Annotated in this window: 16 protein-coding genes; 13 read left to right on the top strand and 3 right to left on the bottom strand. The window is 30.9% G+C overall.

Translation table 11 applies throughout. The features are described 5' to 3' along the window. The 4 genes from BR66_RS0111745 to BR66_RS23720 form a co-directional block, all read left to right on the top strand. The coding region (locus tag BR66_RS0111745) for a leucine-rich repeat domain-containing protein (protein WP_026883112.1) at nt 1–496 on the top strand (496 nt) is incomplete at its 5' end. A gap of 120 nt (nt 497–616) precedes the next feature. Further along, entirely contained in the window at nt 617–2,158 is a 1,542-nt protein-coding gene (locus tag BR66_RS0111740) for an RHS repeat domain-containing protein (protein WP_026883111.1), read from the top strand. Continuing rightward, entirely contained in the window at nt 2,059–2,388 is a 330-nt protein-coding gene (locus BR66_RS26915) for an RHS repeat domain-containing protein (protein WP_084156501.1), read from the top strand. Before BR66_RS0111740 ends, BR66_RS26915 begins: the two co-directional genes overlap by 100 nt. A gap of 324 nt (nt 2,389–2,712) precedes the next feature. Beyond that, nucleotides 2,713–3,213, top strand: coding sequence for a tyrosine-type recombinase/integrase (locus BR66_RS23720; protein WP_051624210.1), 501 nt, complete (start codon nt 2,713–2,715; stop codon nt 3,211–3,213). Between the two features lie 421 nt (nt 3,214–3,634). Here the strand turns inward: BR66_RS23720 and BR66_RS0111720 are convergent, their stop codons facing one another. Beyond that, a complete protein-coding gene (locus BR66_RS0111720; protein ID WP_026883110.1) occupies nt 3,635–4,192 on the bottom strand; it encodes a PadR family transcriptional regulator in 558 nt (185 codons plus the stop codon). Between the two features lie 174 nt (nt 4,193–4,366). On the opposite strand from BR66_RS0111720, the gene BR66_RS0111715 reads away from it, so the two are divergent. From BR66_RS0111715 to BR66_RS0111680, 8 genes are all read left to right on the top strand, one after another. Beyond that, the gene (locus BR66_RS0111715; protein WP_026883109.1) at nt 4,367–4,855 is read left to right on the top strand and encodes a phenolic acid decarboxylase; all 489 of its coding nucleotides are present in this window, start codon (nt 4,367–4,369) and stop codon (nt 4,853–4,855) included. Nucleotides 4,856–5,034: 179 nt separating this feature from the next. Further along, nucleotides 5,035–7,719, top strand: a complete 2,685-nt coding sequence (locus tag BR66_RS0111710; RefSeq protein ID WP_026883108.1) for a sigma-54-dependent transcriptional regulator — start codon at nt 5,035–5,037, stop codon at nt 7,717–7,719. A 210-nt stretch (nt 7,720–7,929) separates the two neighbouring features. Then, nucleotides 7,930–8,247, top strand: a complete 318-nt coding sequence (locus BR66_RS0111705) for a PTS lactose/cellobiose transporter subunit IIA (RefSeq protein WP_026883107.1) — start codon at nt 7,930–7,932, stop codon at nt 8,245–8,247. A gap of 22 nt (nt 8,248–8,269) precedes the next feature. Further along, a complete protein-coding gene (locus BR66_RS0111700) occupies nt 8,270–8,575 on the top strand; it encodes a PTS sugar transporter subunit IIB (RefSeq protein ID WP_026883106.1) in 306 nt (101 codons plus the stop codon). 51 nt (nt 8,576–8,626) lie between these two features. Next, on the top strand, nt 8,627–9,895 hold the full coding sequence (locus tag BR66_RS0111695; RefSeq protein WP_026883105.1) for a PTS sugar transporter subunit IIC: 1,269 nt from the start codon (nt 8,627–8,629) through the stop codon (nt 9,893–9,895). 96 nt (nt 9,896–9,991) lie between these two features. Further along, on the top strand, nt 9,992–12,283 hold the full coding sequence (locus tag BR66_RS0111690; RefSeq protein ID WP_026883104.1) for a glycoside hydrolase family 2 protein: 2,292 nt from the start codon (nt 9,992–9,994) through the stop codon (nt 12,281–12,283). Between the two features lie 100 nt (nt 12,284–12,383). Further along, the gene (locus tag BR66_RS0111685; protein ID WP_026883103.1) at nt 12,384–13,802 is read left to right on the top strand and encodes a glycoside hydrolase family 1 protein; all 1,419 of its coding nucleotides are present in this window, start codon (nt 12,384–12,386) and stop codon (nt 13,800–13,802) included. Between the two features lie 82 nt (nt 13,803–13,884). Next, complete coding sequence (locus BR66_RS0111680) at nt 13,885–14,190, top strand: hypothetical protein (protein ID WP_026883102.1); 306 nt, start codon at nt 13,885–13,887, stop codon at nt 14,188–14,190. Nucleotides 14,191–14,447: 257 nt separating this feature from the next. On the opposite strand, the gene BR66_RS23715 is transcribed toward BR66_RS0111680, so the two are convergent. Together BR66_RS23715 and BR66_RS0111670 are read right to left on the bottom strand one after the other, a co-directional pair. Beyond that, entirely contained in the window at nt 14,448–14,948 is a 501-nt protein-coding gene (locus BR66_RS23715) for a DUF4489 domain-containing protein (protein WP_051624209.1), read from the bottom strand. Between the two features lie 154 nt (nt 14,949–15,102). After that, nucleotides 15,103–15,747, bottom strand: coding sequence for a flavodoxin family protein (locus BR66_RS0111670; RefSeq protein WP_026883101.1), 645 nt, complete (start codon nt 15,745–15,747; stop codon nt 15,103–15,105). 461 nt (nt 15,748–16,208) lie between these two features. On the opposite strand from BR66_RS0111670, the gene BR66_RS0111665 reads away from it, so the two are divergent. Continuing rightward, the gene (locus BR66_RS0111665; protein ID WP_026883100.1) at nt 16,209–17,597 is read left to right on the top strand and encodes a PhoH family protein; all 1,389 of its coding nucleotides are present in this window, start codon (nt 16,209–16,211) and stop codon (nt 17,595–17,597) included. The last annotated feature ends 241 nt before the right edge of the window (nt 17,598–17,838 follow it).

The raw sequence follows: 17,838 nt of genomic DNA, 5'->3' as shown, positions 1-17,838 counted from the left end.
CGTTGCAAGTAATGCATTTGAGAATTGTAGCAGTTTGCAGAGTGTATCGATACCAGAGGGTGTAACAAGTATAGGAAGTTTTACATTTTATGGATGTAGTGGATTAACAAGCGTTTCAATACCTGAAAGTGTGACAAATGTAGGAAGTTTAGCATTCAGTAACTGTAGGAACTTAAAAACAGTATATTTTGAAGGTTTAGCTCCCCAAATGGGAACGAGTGTCTTTTTAGGTTGCCCAAGTGATATGCAAATCTTTTACAATACATATCCGCCAGCACCTAGTCCTTCAGAAGATAAAATGCCTTCAGACTTATCTTCTGAGGCTTTATGGGCTGATCCAGTAAATACCGATACCGGCGCTCATAAAATTAGCAATGATGTACTGGATGTTAAAGGAGCTCAAGATCTTTCTTTCAATATAAGCTATGATTCTACAAAATTGTCTATGGGAAAGATGGGTAGAGGTTGCTACAATCAATATGAAACGCATCTTTAACAAAAAAGTGATGGTTCGATTTACTATTATTTCACCCCTTCTTCATATAATGTTTTTATGCTCCAAGCTGGTTCTGACAATACGTATACTTGTAATTCGCTTGGCAAGGAAAATTACATATTGACTAAAAATGATGATGGCAGTTACATTTTAAATTGCAATAATGAGAAAACCTTTAGGTTTGATAATAGTGGTAGACTTATACAAATTATAGATAAGACTGGTATGGCATTAAATGTATTGTATAACGATGATGGAAGTATCAGTGTAAACGAACCTATATCTAAAAAATCATTAACTATAAACTACAATACATCTGGTTTAGTTAGTAGTGTATCTGATCAATCCGATAGAAGCGTTACTTTTGATTATAATTCTAATAAGTGTCTCGTAGGCGTAACAGATCCAAATTCAAAAAAGACTGTCTATTCCTATGATAGCGATGGTCATATACTTACAGGTACTGATGGTGATAGTTACTTCAGCGATACTTATAATATTGATGGAAAAATTATAACACAGGATGATGGGGTATCAGGTAATGGCTTAACATATTTTGACTATGATACTACTTCTGTTAGTGGTGAGACTATTGTTACTATTACTGATAGGAATAACAAAATTTTAAAAAATATATTTGATAGTAAAAATCAATTAATTTCTACAACAGATCAAAATGGTGATACAGAAAAATATACTTATGATCAAAATGGAAATGAAACTAGTGAAACGGACCCAAATGGTGGAGTATCTAATAAAACATATGATAATGATAATAATTTATTAACTTCAACAGATCAGATGGGTGCGGTAACTACCTATACATATGATTTGAAAGGAAATATACTGACTCAAACAAATCCTAATAATTCAACTATTGTATATACTTATGATAGTAATAATCGTGTAACTTCAATGGTTGATACAAGGGGAACAAAGACAACATATACTTATGGCGAAAATGGATTATTAATAGAAAAAGATGTAGAATCAAATAAATATACTTATACATATACATATGAAAATGGTCTAGTTAAGACACAAAAGTATCCGAACGGTGGAGCGACAACCTATACATATAATCCGATAGGAAAAGTTACCAGTGAAACGGATGCAAATAGGAATGTGACAAGCTTTATCTATGATGCAAGTGGGAATGTTACAAAATATACTTATGATGCAGCTGGTAATGTTCTAACTACAACAAGTCCAAGTGGAGGAGTAACTACTGATACTTATTATGCTAACAACAAATTAAAGACAGAAACAGATGCTTCAGGAAATACAAGTACTTATAATTATGATTCAGGGTGGAGACTTAATTCTTTAACAGATTCATTAGGAAAGGCAATAACTTATGCATATGATCCACAAGGGAACCTTTTAAGTGAAACTGACAAAATGGGAAATGTAACAAGCTATACCTATGATATACATGGTAACATTCTTACTAAAAAGGATCTAAATGGGAATATAACTACTTATACTTACGATGGGAATAATAAAAGAACCAGATTGACAGATGCCCTTGGAAATACTACAACCATTCGTAAACAGGTAATATTGCAGCTCTTACTGGAGCAGCTGGAGGAGCAACAAATTATACTTATGATAATGCTGGAAGAAAGACATCTGAAAGCACTCCATCAAGTGGGAAAATAACTTATACTTATAATGCTTTAAATTTAGGTTCAGAACTTAAAAATGCAAGAGGACAAAAAAGAGACTATACTTATGATGCAGCAGGAAGGATTGCTAGTTTTACCGATGCTGAAGGCACAACAAGTTATACCTACGATAAAAATGGAAATGTACTTACGGTGACAGATGCACAAGGAACAATAACTCGTCAGTATGATGGTTTAAATCGAGTTATAAAGTATACAGATTAATTATAAAAAATTCTTAGAAATATGCAATGGGGGAGAATTGTTTGCAGTTCCAGCTGGCACTATCTTGTCAGAGGTGTATATTTCATCAAAAGGTTCAATAAAAATAAGCTATAGAAAAAATACTAAATAATAAAATAAAGTTGTTTGAAACTACGCCCTTGCGACCAAAGCTAGATGTAACAACAGTTTGTTATGAACTAAATGCACCCAAATACGTCCTAGCTACAACCTAAATATAAAAAAATCAAGACTAACATTTGATAATAGATTCCTTTGTTAGTCTTTTTACTATGCTTAAAAATAATAATGAAAGGATGATTTTCAATGATGATGTTAGTAGAACAATTCAAAACTAATTTATTTGAGGATGGAAAGAGTGCTAATACAGTACAAAGTTATGTAGGAGATATTTTAGGATTTATCAAGTATCTAAGGAAAATGGGAGTAGAATTCAGAGGTGAGTTAAGAAGATTTCACATAAAAAGCTACAGAAACTATCTGGTTGAAAATAACTATGTAGCAGCTACCATCAACAAGAAAATTAATTGGCTACAATCTTTCAATGGATTTCTAATGAAAAATAATTATACAGAGGAAATTGTAGTAGACCTTAGAAAAGACAGAAGGAAGGGAGCCTTTGGTCCAGAAAAACAGGTAGAAGTATTTTTAGAGAAACAAGTTGAGAGGTTGCTGTTCTATATTCAGAATCGAGATAAAGTAAGCAGTAGGAATAGAATGATAATTTTGCTACTAATGTACACAGAAGAACTAAAATTAGTAATCAAATTCAAAAAATTAATATTATTTGAGTTTAATTATTTATAATATGGTTTTTAAGATATACTGACAACGTAGTAATAATTGTAATAAAAATAAATTTAAAAGTCAGCAATACATTGATATTAAATGAATTGCTGACTTTAGTGATTATAAGCCCTCTTTCTCCGCCAATTTTTATGAATGTGTATGCTCTTTGATGTTGTTGGCATTTTTGTTGGCAAAATTATAAAATATATTTAAACATGTAAAATCATAAGAAGGCTATGAACCTTTTAAAATCAATATTTGAGAGCTTATTGAAATTTATAAAATTAAGTAGAAATTATAAAAATAGTGATTCGTAATCAGTAGGTCGAGTGTTCAAATCACTTCGGGAGCACCAGTATAAAGCTTGTAGCCTCAACGGTTACAAGCTTTATACTGTTTTTTGTAAAATGGGTTATAAAGTGAAAATGGGTTCCCATGATTATTCTTTTCCTTGCTCCATCAAAGCGAGAGAATTCTTCAGCCATGAAGTGTAACCTTGTTCCCTTTCAATTGCCCTAGTTAGTACCAAGTAATTACCGAAATGCTGGGATTTTGGAGATAAATTAAAATCATCATTATTTTGCAAGACATTCATTCGTTCATTCAAATAAGCAAGCTTTTCACTACGCATTTTCAATTGATCAGAAAATTGCTGCTCGGCTTCATCAAGATCCATTGCTGAGAAAAAATAGGCTTTAAGCATAAATGCATCTTTCAAAGTTTGTGGAATTATCATTGAGTGGACTAGCCATTGATGGAGTTCTCGCCTACCGAGAGTTGTGATAGAATACATTTTCTTCTCCAGCTTTACACCTTGGATAAGGGTTTCAAATTGAATGAATCCCTCCTGGGTCAATTTTTTAAGCTCAGGATATATTTGACTGTGGGTTGCACTCCAAAAATGTCCAATCTCTTCTTGAAAGCAGTTGGTAATATCATAACCACTCAAGTTCCCCTTATCAACTAAGCCTAGAATGGCGTATTTCAATATTCTCATAAAAATCCTTCTTTCTTAGTTATAATATTATAATCAAGTATTGACTTATTATATCATAATATTATATAATACAAACATGTCATAATTGACATGTTTGTATTTACGCTATCATTAACTATGGTTAATAAATAAGAGAAGATGTTATACACATAAAAATGAAAGAAGGAATTTTAAGTGAAAAAATTTGTAGGAAGTCATATGATTTATACTTATGAAAATGGATGGGAATACGAAATCTATATTAAAAATGAACATACAATTGATTATCGTATTCACAGTGGAATGGTTGCCGGTCGTTGGGTTCGTGACCAAGAAGTTGATATTGTGAAGCTAATAGAAGGCGTTTATAAAGTTTCGTGGACAGAACCAACAGGAACGGACGTTGCCTTGAACTTTATGCCAAATGAAAAAAGAATGCACGGTATTATCTTCTTCCCAAAGTGGGTTCATGAACACCCTGAAATCACAGTTTGTTATCAAAATGATTATATTGATTTGATGAAAGAATCAAGGGAAAAATATGATACATATCCAAAATATGTTGTTCCAGAATTTGCTGATATAACATTTTTAGAGAATGCAGGTGTTGATAATGAAAAATTAATATCAAAAGCACCTTATAAAGGTATGACTGATGACATCCGATCAGGAAAATTAAAATAAACAAATAAAAATGAAGAGCTGCTACATTAGCGATTTTAAAAATCCCTAATGTAGCAGCTCCTTTTTTTTCCCATAATATAAAACTGTACAAAAAGTATTAATAAGGATTAAAATAGAAATGATTCACTTAACAAGTAAAAAAGCAATTATAAAAGATGAATTTATATGGGGGATCAAGCATGAAGAGAATAGATGTAATATTTGAAAAACTTATAGAACTAAGTGAGAATAATCAAAATGGCATTACCACATCAGAAATTGCAGAATCATTAAATCTGAGTAGAGCTAATGTAAGTAATGATTTAAATAGACTTGTAGAATCTGAAAACGTTTTAAAGATTAAAGGGAAACCAAAGCTCTTTAAACCAATAAAAGAAGTAAGTAAGCAAAGTATGTCAATAATAAATAAATTTGCAGGAACAAACCCTAGTTTGTATTCTGCAATTGAACAGGCTAATGCCGCTATATTGTATCCGCCCAATGGAATGAATATATTGTTACTTGGAGAAACTGGAGTAGGTAAATCTACATTTGCAGGATTGATACATAAATATGCTATTGAAAGGGGAACAAAAAGTGAAAATAGTCCATTTGTAACATTTAATTGTGCAGATTATGCCAATAATCCACAATTATTACTTGGGCAATTATTTGGGGTTAAAAAAGGGGCATATACTGGTGCAGATTCAGATAAGGTTGGATTATTAGAAAAGGCGGATGGAGGAATTCTTTTTTTAGATGAAGTTCATAGACTTCCAGCGGAAGGCCAAGAAATGTTTTTCAATTTTATAGATAAAGGTGTATATAGAAGGCTTGGCGAGACAGATAGTGAAAGAGAGGCAAGGGTTCTTATAATAACAGCAACTACGGAAGATCCTAATACAAATTTGCTGAAGACATTTACTAGAAGAATTCCAATGGTAATAACTATCCCTCCATTAAGAGACAGAGAGATGGGGGAAAGGCTCAATCTTATAAAACAATTTATGATTGAGGAGTCAGGAAGACTTGGTAAGAGTCTTAAGGTATCTATAAATTCCATAAAGGCTTTTTTATCCTATGAATGTAAAAATAATGTGGGTCAGTTAAAGTCTGATATACAGCTTGCCTGTGCGAAGGCCTATGCAGACTTTTTATCCAATAGAAAAGATGATATAAAAATAAATAGTTTAGATTTACCTTCATATGTAAGTGAAGGATTATATAAAGAAATAGAACACAGACAACTATGGACAAAACTAATTGATATAAACAAGAGGTATTATATTTTTGATAAAAATGAAGAAGATTTAGTTTTTGAAAAAAGCGATAAAGATAAAAGTATTTATGGAATGCTAGACACGAAAACTAGAGAACTTAAAACAAGAGGTATAAATGGAACACAATTTGAAGCAGAAATTGATGAAGAAATAGAAGATTACTTTAAAAAATATATGAATAAATTCACTGATAAGATAGATACAACAAATATAGAAAACATCATAGAACCACATATCATGAAGGTTATTGAAAAGGTAATTAATTTTTGTGAACAAGAATTAAAATCAAAGCTTCATAAGCAAATATACTATGGTTTATCTGTACATATTAATAATTCTATAGACAGAATTAGAAGAAATATAAAAATTGAGAATCCAAGATTAAATGCCATACGAAAAGAACATAATAAAGAATTCAATATAGCAGTAGATGCTTTAAAGATAATAGAGCAATCCATTGATATTAGTATGCCAATGGATGAAGCTGGATTTATAACAATGTTTTTAATTTATCCTGATAAAAAAATAAGCAATGTACATAATAATGTAAGGGTAATAATTATAGCCCATGGAATGAGCACAGCCACATCTATGGCTGACGCGGTAAATGGGCTTTTAGGAACAAAATATGCCAAGGGCATAAATGCTCCAATAGAAGAAAAACCAAAAATTATATTAAAAAAAACAAAAGAATATATTCTACAAAATGATATTAAGGAAGATATTTTGTTTTTAGTAGATATGGGTTCATTAACAACATTTGGCAACGAAATAGAAAAAGAATTTGAGTTAAAAACAAGAACAATTCCTTTAGTAAGTACGCTTCATTGCATTGAAGCTACTAGAAAAGCCATGATAGGTTATACATTAGATGAAATTTATAAAGAAACATTAGAGGTTAATAACTTATATGATAATAATGTACTAGACTATATACCAGATGTAGGTGAAGAAAAAAAACTTGCAATAATAACAGTATGTACTACTGGAGAGGGTAGTGCTAAAACAATGAAAAATATATTGGGTAGAGTACTTAAGTTTGAGAGTGATTTATTGGATATTGTGCCTATTAACTTTATAGGTAAAGAAAGTATATATGAAAGATTGGAAAAACTCTCATATAAATATGAGATAATATGTCTAGTTAGTCCTTTTGAATTAGAAGTTGATTATATGCAGTTTACATTAGATGATATTGTTGAAGGAACTTCAATTGATGAAATACAAGATCTAATAAATAGGGAAAGAACCTATGCTAAGATGTCGGAAACATTAGATCATCAATTAAAGAATATTGATGGAAAGACAGTTCTTAAGGATATAAAAACATTTTGTAGAGTTGTTAGAGAAACATTGAACATAAAATTAACTTCCAATGCACTTATAGGAATAACACTCCATATGGCTTGCATGATTGATAGATTATGTGGTAATGAAGAACTGGAAGAAAAATATCCAGACAAAGAGGGTTATATAGAAGAAAATCTAGAATTGTATAGATTAATTAAAAATCGATGTATATCACTAAATACTAAGTATACAATTATTATTTCAGAGGATGAGATATGTTTTCTTATGAATCTCTTTAATATGAAAAGTAGATGAATATAAAACACATGATTAATGTGTTTTAAAAAGTTTTCAAAAAGCAAAACACATAAAAGCTTTTTGAAAACTTTTTTTATACTCTTAAACCTTTGAACATAGAGGAAGAAGAGATTTATAAAAAAAAATATAAGAAAATAAGGATTGGCATGGAAATTGCTATATATAAAGTATAACACTCATTAAATAATTTAAACGGAAGGTGAAAAAATGGATATGACATCTGAGGAACAAATAGTTATGGAACTCATAGTAAATTCTGGTGATGCTAGAAGTAAATCAATGGAGGCCATTAGAGCAGCTAAAACAGGTGATTTAGAACTAGCAGAGGAAAAAATAAAACAAGCTAATGAATCTTTAGGTAAAGCTCATGATTTTCAAACTAATTTAATTCAAAATGAAGCTACAGGAGCTCATGTGCAGGTTAGTTTGCTCATGGTACATGCACAAGATCATTTGATGAATGCTATGACAGTACGTGATTTAGCTAAAGAAATGATTGCCATGTATGAAGAATTCAGAAAATAATAAACTTTTGGAGGATAAAATCATGAAATATATAACTTTAGTATGTGCAGCAGGAATGTCAACAAGTATGTTAATGGTTAAGATGCAAACCAGTGCAAAAAAACAAGGGATTGAAGCAAAAATTATTGCAATGTCAGAAGCAAAATTTGAAGAATATGAAGAGCCTACAGATGTTTTACTTTTAGGACCACAAATTGCATATTTAGAAGAAGATTTAAAAGCACAATATGAACCAAAGGGTATTAAGGTTGCAGTGATAAACATGATGGATTATGGAACAATGAATGGTGAGAAAGTATTGCAAGATGCTCTTGCGTTGCTTGATTAATTTATTAACTAGGATATGTTAATATAACTATTTCTAAAGGGGGATATAATTATGTCAAAATTCAATGTAAAAGATATAGCTAAGAAAGCAGCTCCGATCTTAAATCAAATTCAAAAAAGTAAGGTATCCAATGGTATTTCTGGAGGAATGATGGCAGCGATGCCTATTATACTTTTAGGAGCATTTGCTGCATTATTTTTAAACTTACCAATACCTGTATGGAAAAGTTTTATTGCTTTTTCTGGAATTGCACATGCTTTAAATGTAGCAATAACATTTTCAACAAACTTCTTAGCAGTAGTATTTGTGGTAACTATAGCTTGCAGCTATGCAAAACAGTATAAAGAAGATCCTGTTGTTCCAGCATTAATAGCACTAGTATGTTTTTTCATAGTGACACCGTTTACTACAAATAAAGGAGTTACTACAATTACCATGCAGTGGTTAGGTGCAGCAGGAATTTTCTCTGCTATTATTATAAGTTTAGTATCAACTAGAATATATATATATATTAAGCAAAAAGGCTTTACTATTAAGATGCCAGAAAGTGTACCACCAGTAGTAGCTAGTAGCTTTAGTAGTTTAATTCCTGCATTTGCAGCTATTATTGTATTTTTAACTGTTTCAACAGTTTTTTCTTCAACTCATTTTGGAACTATGCATCAATTTATATATAATTTTATTCAAACCCCATTGCAAGGTGTTGGTGGAAATATTGTGAGTGTAGTAATTTTATGGACGCTTGCACAACTATTATGGTTCGCAGGTATTCATGGAACATTGGTAATTTATTCTGTTGTCCTTCCAATATTTACTGCAATGGATGCTATGCAATTATCTGCTTATTCAGCAGGGCAGGCACTTCCCAATATAACAGGACGTGCTTTTGTAAGTACTTATACAATGTCAGGTAGTGCAATTGGATTTGCAATTCTTATGCTGTTTGTAGCTAGAAGTAAGCAGTATAAAACTTTAGGAAAACTAACAGCGGTACCAGCTCTTTTCGGAATTAGTGAACCACTAGTTTTTGGTACACCTCTAGTTTTCAATTTTAGATTTTTTATACCATTTGTATTTATGAATGGAATTAATCTAACAATTGCTTATGTTTTAACGGTTATAGGAATAGTTCCCAGAGTTGCTGGAATGGCACCAATGAGTGGAATGCCAATTATACTTAATGGTTTGATGGAAGGAAGTTGGAAAATAGCTGCACTTCAAGTTGCGCTTGCGCTTTTATCTATGCTAGTTTGGTACCCATTCTTTAGAAAGGCAGATAATGAGGCTTATAAAATAGAACAAAAGACTTTAGCAGAATAAAATCTGTTGTATATATTTATTTGATTTCAACTTAGTTTGAGCCGCCACTTATATAAATGGTGGTTCAAATTTAATTATAAACAAGGAGGATATATAATGAGAGTATTAAATTTAAGTGATAATTGGTTATTTACCAAAGGGAATAATGAATTTTGTATAGAAAAGGAAATTGATAATGGAGAGCATATAACTTTACCTCATTGCTTTAATGCTATAGATGGACAAAGTGGGGATGGAATGTTTAAGGGAGAATGCTGTTATCAAAGAAAGTTAAATATCAGTAATGAAGATATAAATAAATTTACTTTTTTAGAAATAGGTGCAGCTTCAATTATTTGCAAAGTATATATAAATGGACAATTGGCCGGGGGTAGTGAATGTGGGTTTTCAATGTTCAGAGTGTTTTTAAATCCTTTTTTGAAAGCTGGAGAAAACCTAATTTCCATTATGGTAGACAACAGCAGCCATGATGATATATATCCGTTGATGGCTGATTTCTCGTTTTATGGTGGTCTATATCGTGAAGTGAAGCTTATAATTTCAGAAGCACTTCATTTCAATTTAATGGACAATGGGAAAGATGGTATATATTTAACACAAAGAAATATTGACAAAGATATTTTTGAATTAAAGATAAATGGCAAGATTGTAAACGAATTATCTGATCCTAAAGAAGGAAAAATTCAATTTAAGCTTATTAGTAAGGAAGAAAAAATAGTATTTAGCAAAATACTTGATGTTAAGGTTTTAAAAGAAACTGAATTTTGCTTAGTAGAAGAGATTGCTAAGCCAAATCTTTGGGAAGGATTAGAAAACCCTTATCTTTATAGATTAGAAGCTGAACTATATTATGAAGATAAGATATATGATAAAAAAACTATAGAAGTTGGGTTTAGAACAATAGAAATTACCCCAGATAAAGGTGTGTTTTTAAATGGAAAAGCCATTAAATTAAATGGAGTTAGCCGTCATCAGGATTTTGCAGGGGTTGGTAATGCTTTAACAAAAGAACATATGGATTTAGATATGTCAATTATAAAAGAAATTGGTGCAAACAGCATAAGGCTTTCTCATTATCAACATAATGACTATTTTTATACGCTTTGTGATCGTGAAGGCATATTAGTATGGGCAGAGATTCCTTTTATTAGCGTGCCAACCACCTCTGATAAAGAGAATAAAAATGCGAAGGATCAATTAGAAAGATTAATTAAACAAGCATATAATCACAGTTCTATATATTGCTGGGGTGTCCAAAATGAAATTACTATAGCAATAGAAAATGAAACCATTTATGAAATGGTAAAAGAACTTTCTCATATGGCTAGAAAATTAGATTCAAGCAGGTTTATAGCACAGGCAAATATTCATTCTGTAGCAAATGAAAGTTCCTTAAATGAGTTAACTGATATTGTTGGATACAATCTATATTATGGCTGGTATTACAAGGAAATTCGGGATTTAGAAAAGAGATTGGATGAATTCCATAAGACAAGACCTGATATCCCAGTTATGGTTACAGAATATGGAGTTGACACTAATCCTAAGTTACATTCATATAATCCAGTTGTGAAGGATTATACTGAAGAATATCAACTGCTTTTCCATAATAATGCTCTTAAAACATTCAATGAGAGAGCTTTTGTTTTGGGTGGATATGTATGGGCTATGTTTGATTTTGGTAGTGAAATTAGAAATGAAGGTGGAGAAAAGGGAAGAAATCAAAAGGGATTAGTAACAATAGATAGAAAGATTAAAAAAGATACATTTTATTTATATAAAGCTTACTGGTCAAAGAATTCTTTTGTTAAATTAGCTGGTAGCAGATTTGTTAATAGGCATAAAGAGTTAAATGATATAGTAGTACTTTCTAATCTAGAGAATGTTAAGCTTTACTTGAATAATCAATTTATAAGTGAAATTAATACTAGTGAGCCAATGAAAAAGTTTAATGACATTAAATTGACTTTAGGAAAAAACATAATTAAAGTAGAGGCTTTTGATGATGCTGGAAATATTTACAGCGATGAGATGATTTTAAATCATGTTAAAGAAATTGATGAAAGTTACATCCTCTTGAAGCATGAAGACGAAAAACATGTAGTTAACTGGTTTGAAAAGTTTGATTTATCAAATGTTCAAGAAGTGGCTATTAAAGAAGGTTATTATTCTACATTTGATACTATAGAAAAACTTTATGAAAATGAACAGGCAAAAGAGGTATTTAGGAAATACTTTGGTGAAGTGGCTAAAAGTCAACAATTCAAGGTAATGAAAGGGTTAATGACTATAGATAGTATGTCTAAGCGTTCAAGGTTTAATATACCAAAAGAGTTATTAAGTGCGATTAATAGAGAATTGAATGTCATAGCAAAGAAACAAGATTAATAAATTAATTTCAAATCGATAACCTAAATCTTAAGGCTACCATAGAATGGATTTTAAGAAGAGTTTGCTTAAGATAGGGAAAAAATGGAGGTATATGAATATGAAAATGCAAGACGATTTTTTATGGGGTGGAGCGACGGCAGCAAATCAGTTTGAAGGTGGATGGAATAAGGAGGGCAAGGGGGCAAGTACTTCAGATATGATGACTGGGGGTACACATACTGTGCCAAGACGTATCACACCTGTTTTAGAAGAAAAAACATATTATCCAAGTCATGAGGCTATTGATTTTTACGGACATTATAAAGAAGATATAAAAATGTTTGGAGAAATGGGATTTAAAACTTTTAGGATGTCTATTGCTTGGTCAAGAATATTTCCAAAGGGTTATGAATTAGAACCAAATGAGGAAGGGCTAAAATTTTATGATGATGTATTTGATGAATTAAGAAAAAACAATATTGAGCCATTAGTGACTATTTCTCACTATGAAATGCCGTTTGGTTTAACTGAAAAATATAATGGATGGGGATCTAGAGAGGTAATAGAATGTTACGTAAGGTATTGTGAGGTTATATTTAAAAGATATAAAGATAAAGTAAAGTATTGGTTGACCTTTAATGAAATTAACTGCCTAACACTACCATTTGGAACATTTATGGCTGGTGGAATAATAGCAGAGAAAGATGAAAATACAGACAAAATAAGATTTCAAGCTTTACATCATCAATTTATTGCCAGTGCAGAAGCAGTGAAACTAGGTCATGAGATCAATCCAAATTTTAAAATAGGATGTATGATTGCATATATGTGTTCCTATCCAAATACATGTAATCCAGATGACATATTATTAGCACAGAATAAAGATCAAATAAGTAATATGTTATGTGGTGATGTTCAGGTAAGAGGATACTACCCCAAATTTGCAGCACGTTATTTTGATGAGAAGAAGATTAAAATTGTAATGGAAGAAGGGGACACAGAGATACTAAAAGAAGGATGTGTAGACTTTTATTCATTCAGTTATTATATGTCTTCAGTTGTAAGCTCAGATCCTAATGTAGAAGAGGGTGAAGGTAATATATTTGGGGGAGTTAAAAATCCATATTTAAAAGTTTCTGACTGGGGATGGGCAATCGACCCTAAGGGGTTAAGATGGACCTTAAATAATATTTATGACAGATATCAAATTCCAGTTATGGTAGTTGAAAATGGATTAGGCGCTGCAGATATAGTTAACAAAGATGGAACAATAAGTGATGATTATCGCATAGATTACCTAAGAGATCATATAGTTCAAATGGAGGAAGCCGTTAAAGATGGTGTTGAACTTATGGGATATACTATGTGGGGATGTATAGATTTAGTAAGTGCTTCCACAGGGGAAATGAAGAAGCGTTATGGATTTATATATGTGGATAAAGACAATGATGGTAACGGAGATCTTAGCAGAACACCGAAGAAGAGCTTTTATTGGTACAAAAAAGTTATTGCAACAAATGGAGAAAATTTAGAATAAATACTTAAATAAAAAAGAAGATTTAAAAGAAAGGCACTGATAAGGTTAGCTTTCTCAACAATATTTTAAAATATGAAACAAAATGGAAGAAATATTTAATTCCTTAATTAAAGTAGCGCCATTAATTAAGGAACTTTTTGAAGAGGATACAGCTATTACTGTTGAAGATAATAAAGAGTTTTTGTATATTTTGCGTGGTAAAGATTTGGATATGCCACATAAGGTTAGAGATAAAAGTGAAGACAATGTATCTAGAGATACAATTAGAAAGAATAAAAAGACAGTTAAGATAGTTAATTTCTTCTTGATTCATATTTATAGGCATTCCCATTTCCACCCATTCATCTTTACTTTTAATATTATTCATAGCTGGGGTCTCACTAGCTAAAGCGACAAAACCCACGCTAAGGATATAGGAAGAACTAATTAAGAAAACAGAAGCTTTTATTAATGATTGGGTGAAGTGCTAATTTTTGCAGTAAGAAAAAAATAAAGGGTGAATTGGATAGTAAGGAGCAAGCCATATTTTTTGCATAAAAAAGATGTACTTAATAGCACATCTAATAAATAAGGAGTATTTAAGTATTCATATCTACACCATTCTAATATTATACGCTTTCAAATATAATAATAAAAAATTGAATATTATTCAGATAAACCGTCTACAGCAAGTGCAGTAATAGTGGCATTCGTTATCGTTACGCCAATACCAGCTGTCAAAGTAGTTGGTGCAAGTTGAACTGTGTAAGTACAACATCTTTCACAACAACCAAAATCGCATAACTGAAAATCAAAAGATACAGATTCAATTACTCCAACAGCCAATGAATAAGTGTACGTACCTCCAATTTGTTGAGGTGCACCTCCATCACAGGATTTAATTATAGTAAAGTTTAATGTAACAGCTACAGCTACAGGAATATTAATTTGAGAAGTAAAAATCAATCTTACTGCAGGATTGCATAATTTTGCAGTGTCCACAGTAACACTCACTATAGGTATAGGCGCTGTTAAACTGCCTAATGTAATAAGGGGTAAAGGTCCAGCACCACCTGTTGCACATTTTAGAATAGCTTTACCTGGTTCCGTATGTGAACAACATATTTTGGATCTGTCAGTGCAATTGTAATCATTTATTGAATTCATAAAATTAATTCATCCTCCTATGAGCATCAAAAATAAAATCTGTAAAATGCTCATACCTTATCATATGCTTATACATATTGAATGTGATATTTTGCAATAGATAATGTTTGTCAAACACATACTATGATTACTTTTTCATTCCTATTATTATATATTACGATTTAACTAGTCTGACTCCTAAATTAAATGATTTTTGCAAATTCTCAGCTGCTATTTTTTCGACGCGATTTGATTTTTCTTCTATATCCGGCATCTCATAAACGTACTTTGAATAATCGTCAAACATAACGGTATTAGTCAAATTTAGTAATTCACAATTACCCAATGTATGACTAAATATTTCTGTTAAAACATTTAAAGTATCTTTAACACCTCTCTCAATACAATCCTCATCACTCCCATTCATTGTTGTTATCAGCGCTGTTTTAAAGTTTTTGGGTTTAGGACCTGTACCTCTAGCCCCATAATCAAGATATTGGAAAAGCAATCTATCTGTAAATGAACGCATTTGGCCTGATAGATTTCCATAATAAATAGGGGAGCCAATAACAATTGCATCTGATTGTTCAATACGTTCAAATAAGGGCTTAAGTTCATCATTTTGCATACAATGTCCATAAGATTTACTGTTTTTCAATTTACAAGCATAACAACTGGTACAGCCTTTGTAGTTAAGATCAAAAAGATTTACAAATTCAGTTTCAGCTCCTACTGATTTTGCGCCTTCAATTACTTGATGTAACATTTTTGAGGTATTACCTTGTTTTCTTGCACTACCACATATAGCTATAAGTTTCATAAATTATATCCTTCTCTCTATACTTTATTTAATAACTAAATTATATTCCTTTTTTGTTTCCTAGTCAACAATATATATTGCTAAAGCTAACAGTTTGATTCTTCAGCTTTTATAGTTAGTTTCGATATAAGAGGATTACCTCCATATGGTTTTAATATGTGATTTGCTCCATCATTTGCTACTTCATCAATTTTAAGCCTTCTCCATCAAAAGCATCAATCTGAGAAAAACTATCTTTTACTTCATATCTATTTTCATTCAAAATTTCTTATTTTAAATACGTTAAAAATCAAGTTTATACGTATTTTTAACACAAAGCATATATAAAGTTTACATTAACATAATATAATATAAGCGAAGTACTATATTTTTTAGAATTCCAATATATTAATTTAATATTAAAGGGGGTGAGTCTTTATTAAGCTTGTTTTAATATTTTAAGGCTTAATGGAGATACTAAAATGATTAAAAATTATATAATTGACACTAACGTTATGGTGCACGATCCTAATTTCGTATATAATTTTCAAGATAATAATATAATCATTCCAATAATATGTATTGAAGAGCTGGATAATCTCAAAAAAAGAGAAGGTATTGTTGGTTATCATGCACGAATTGCTGCAAGAGAACTAAACAATATAAGAAAACTAGGTAATCTACATGAAGGCGTAAAATTGCCGTCAGGAGGAACCTTAAAAATAGAATTGAATCATAGTGATACTACTTGCTTACCTAATGGCTTTGAATTTTCCAAAAATGATACTAAGATACTAGCAATAGCAAAAAATATAGCTTCCGATGATGATAAAATCCAGACGATTTTGGTTACCAAGGATCTATATATGGCCATTAAAAGTGATGCATTAGGAATAATAACTCAGGATTATGAAAATGATAAAATTAACATAGATGAATTATATAAAGGCAATACTGAAATGATTTTAAGTGAAGAAGAAATATCTGAAATATATTCAGGCGGATTGTTTCTACCTAAAGATATGACTAATTCAATATACCCCAATGAATTTATTACAATAAAAACAAAGGATGATTCAGAATTAGATGTTTTGGCTAAATTCGATGGAAAGAAAATAATTCCCTTAAAATATGAGAATGACCTTGCATGGGGACTTAGACCTATAAATAAAGAGCAAAGAATGGCATTTGAATTACTCATGGACCCAGATATAAACTTTGTGACTATTTCTGGCGGAGCAGGTTCAGGAAAAACAATTCTTTCAACTGCGGTTGCACTACAAAGTGTAATTGAACAAGGATTATACAGAAGAATTATTTTTGTAAAACCAGTTGTACCTGCTGGTGATGATATTGGATATTTACCTGGAACTGAAGAGGAAAAATTGCGTCCGTGGATGGGTAGTTTTTATGATGCAATTGAAAGTTTAATGGATTTTAAAGATTTTAATAAAAAAGAAAAAACAAAGACTAAAAAGCCTAAAAAAAGTGATAATATTGAATTAAATAAACCTGAAATTTCAGTGGATGATTTTATTGACCAATTCAAGAAAAGTGGTGTTATTGAAACTAAAACTTTTACCTATATGAGAGGAAGAACGTTAACAGATGCTTTAGTTATTGTAGATGAAGCTCAGCAAACTACTCCTCATTTAGCAAAACTTATGCTTACAAGAGCGGGTTTTGGGTCTAAATTTGTTTTTATTGGTGATCCAACGGATAATCAGATTGATAACATTCTTGTAGACGAGAAATCAAATGGATTGGTATATGCTATTGAAAAAATGAAACCATTTGATATAACTGGACACGTTACATTAGAACAAGTAGAGAGAAGTCCTCTTGCTGAAATTGCCGAAAAGAATATGTAATCAGTAGGGAGAGTTTAGATTCTTTGTAAGAGTAAAAATAAATGTAGAGATATCAAGGCATAATGGCCTTGGCATCTCTACATTTTTTTCATTAACAAAAATATTATTACACTTTATAAGAGTATCTCTATTTTTCATATAAATCATGGTCCATTTAAGTCAAAAATTTATTTGATCACATCCTAAAATTTAGTTGACAAAGTTAAAGTTATTAATTACAATATAAACATACCAAACGTAG

Origin of the sequence: Clostridium akagii DSM 12554 (assembly GCF_000686725.1) — a bacterium.
GTDB classification, from domain to species: Bacteria; Bacillota; Clostridia; order Clostridiales; family Clostridiaceae; genus Clostridium_I; species Clostridium_I akagii.
This window is presented reverse-complemented; position numbering and strand designations above follow the sequence as displayed.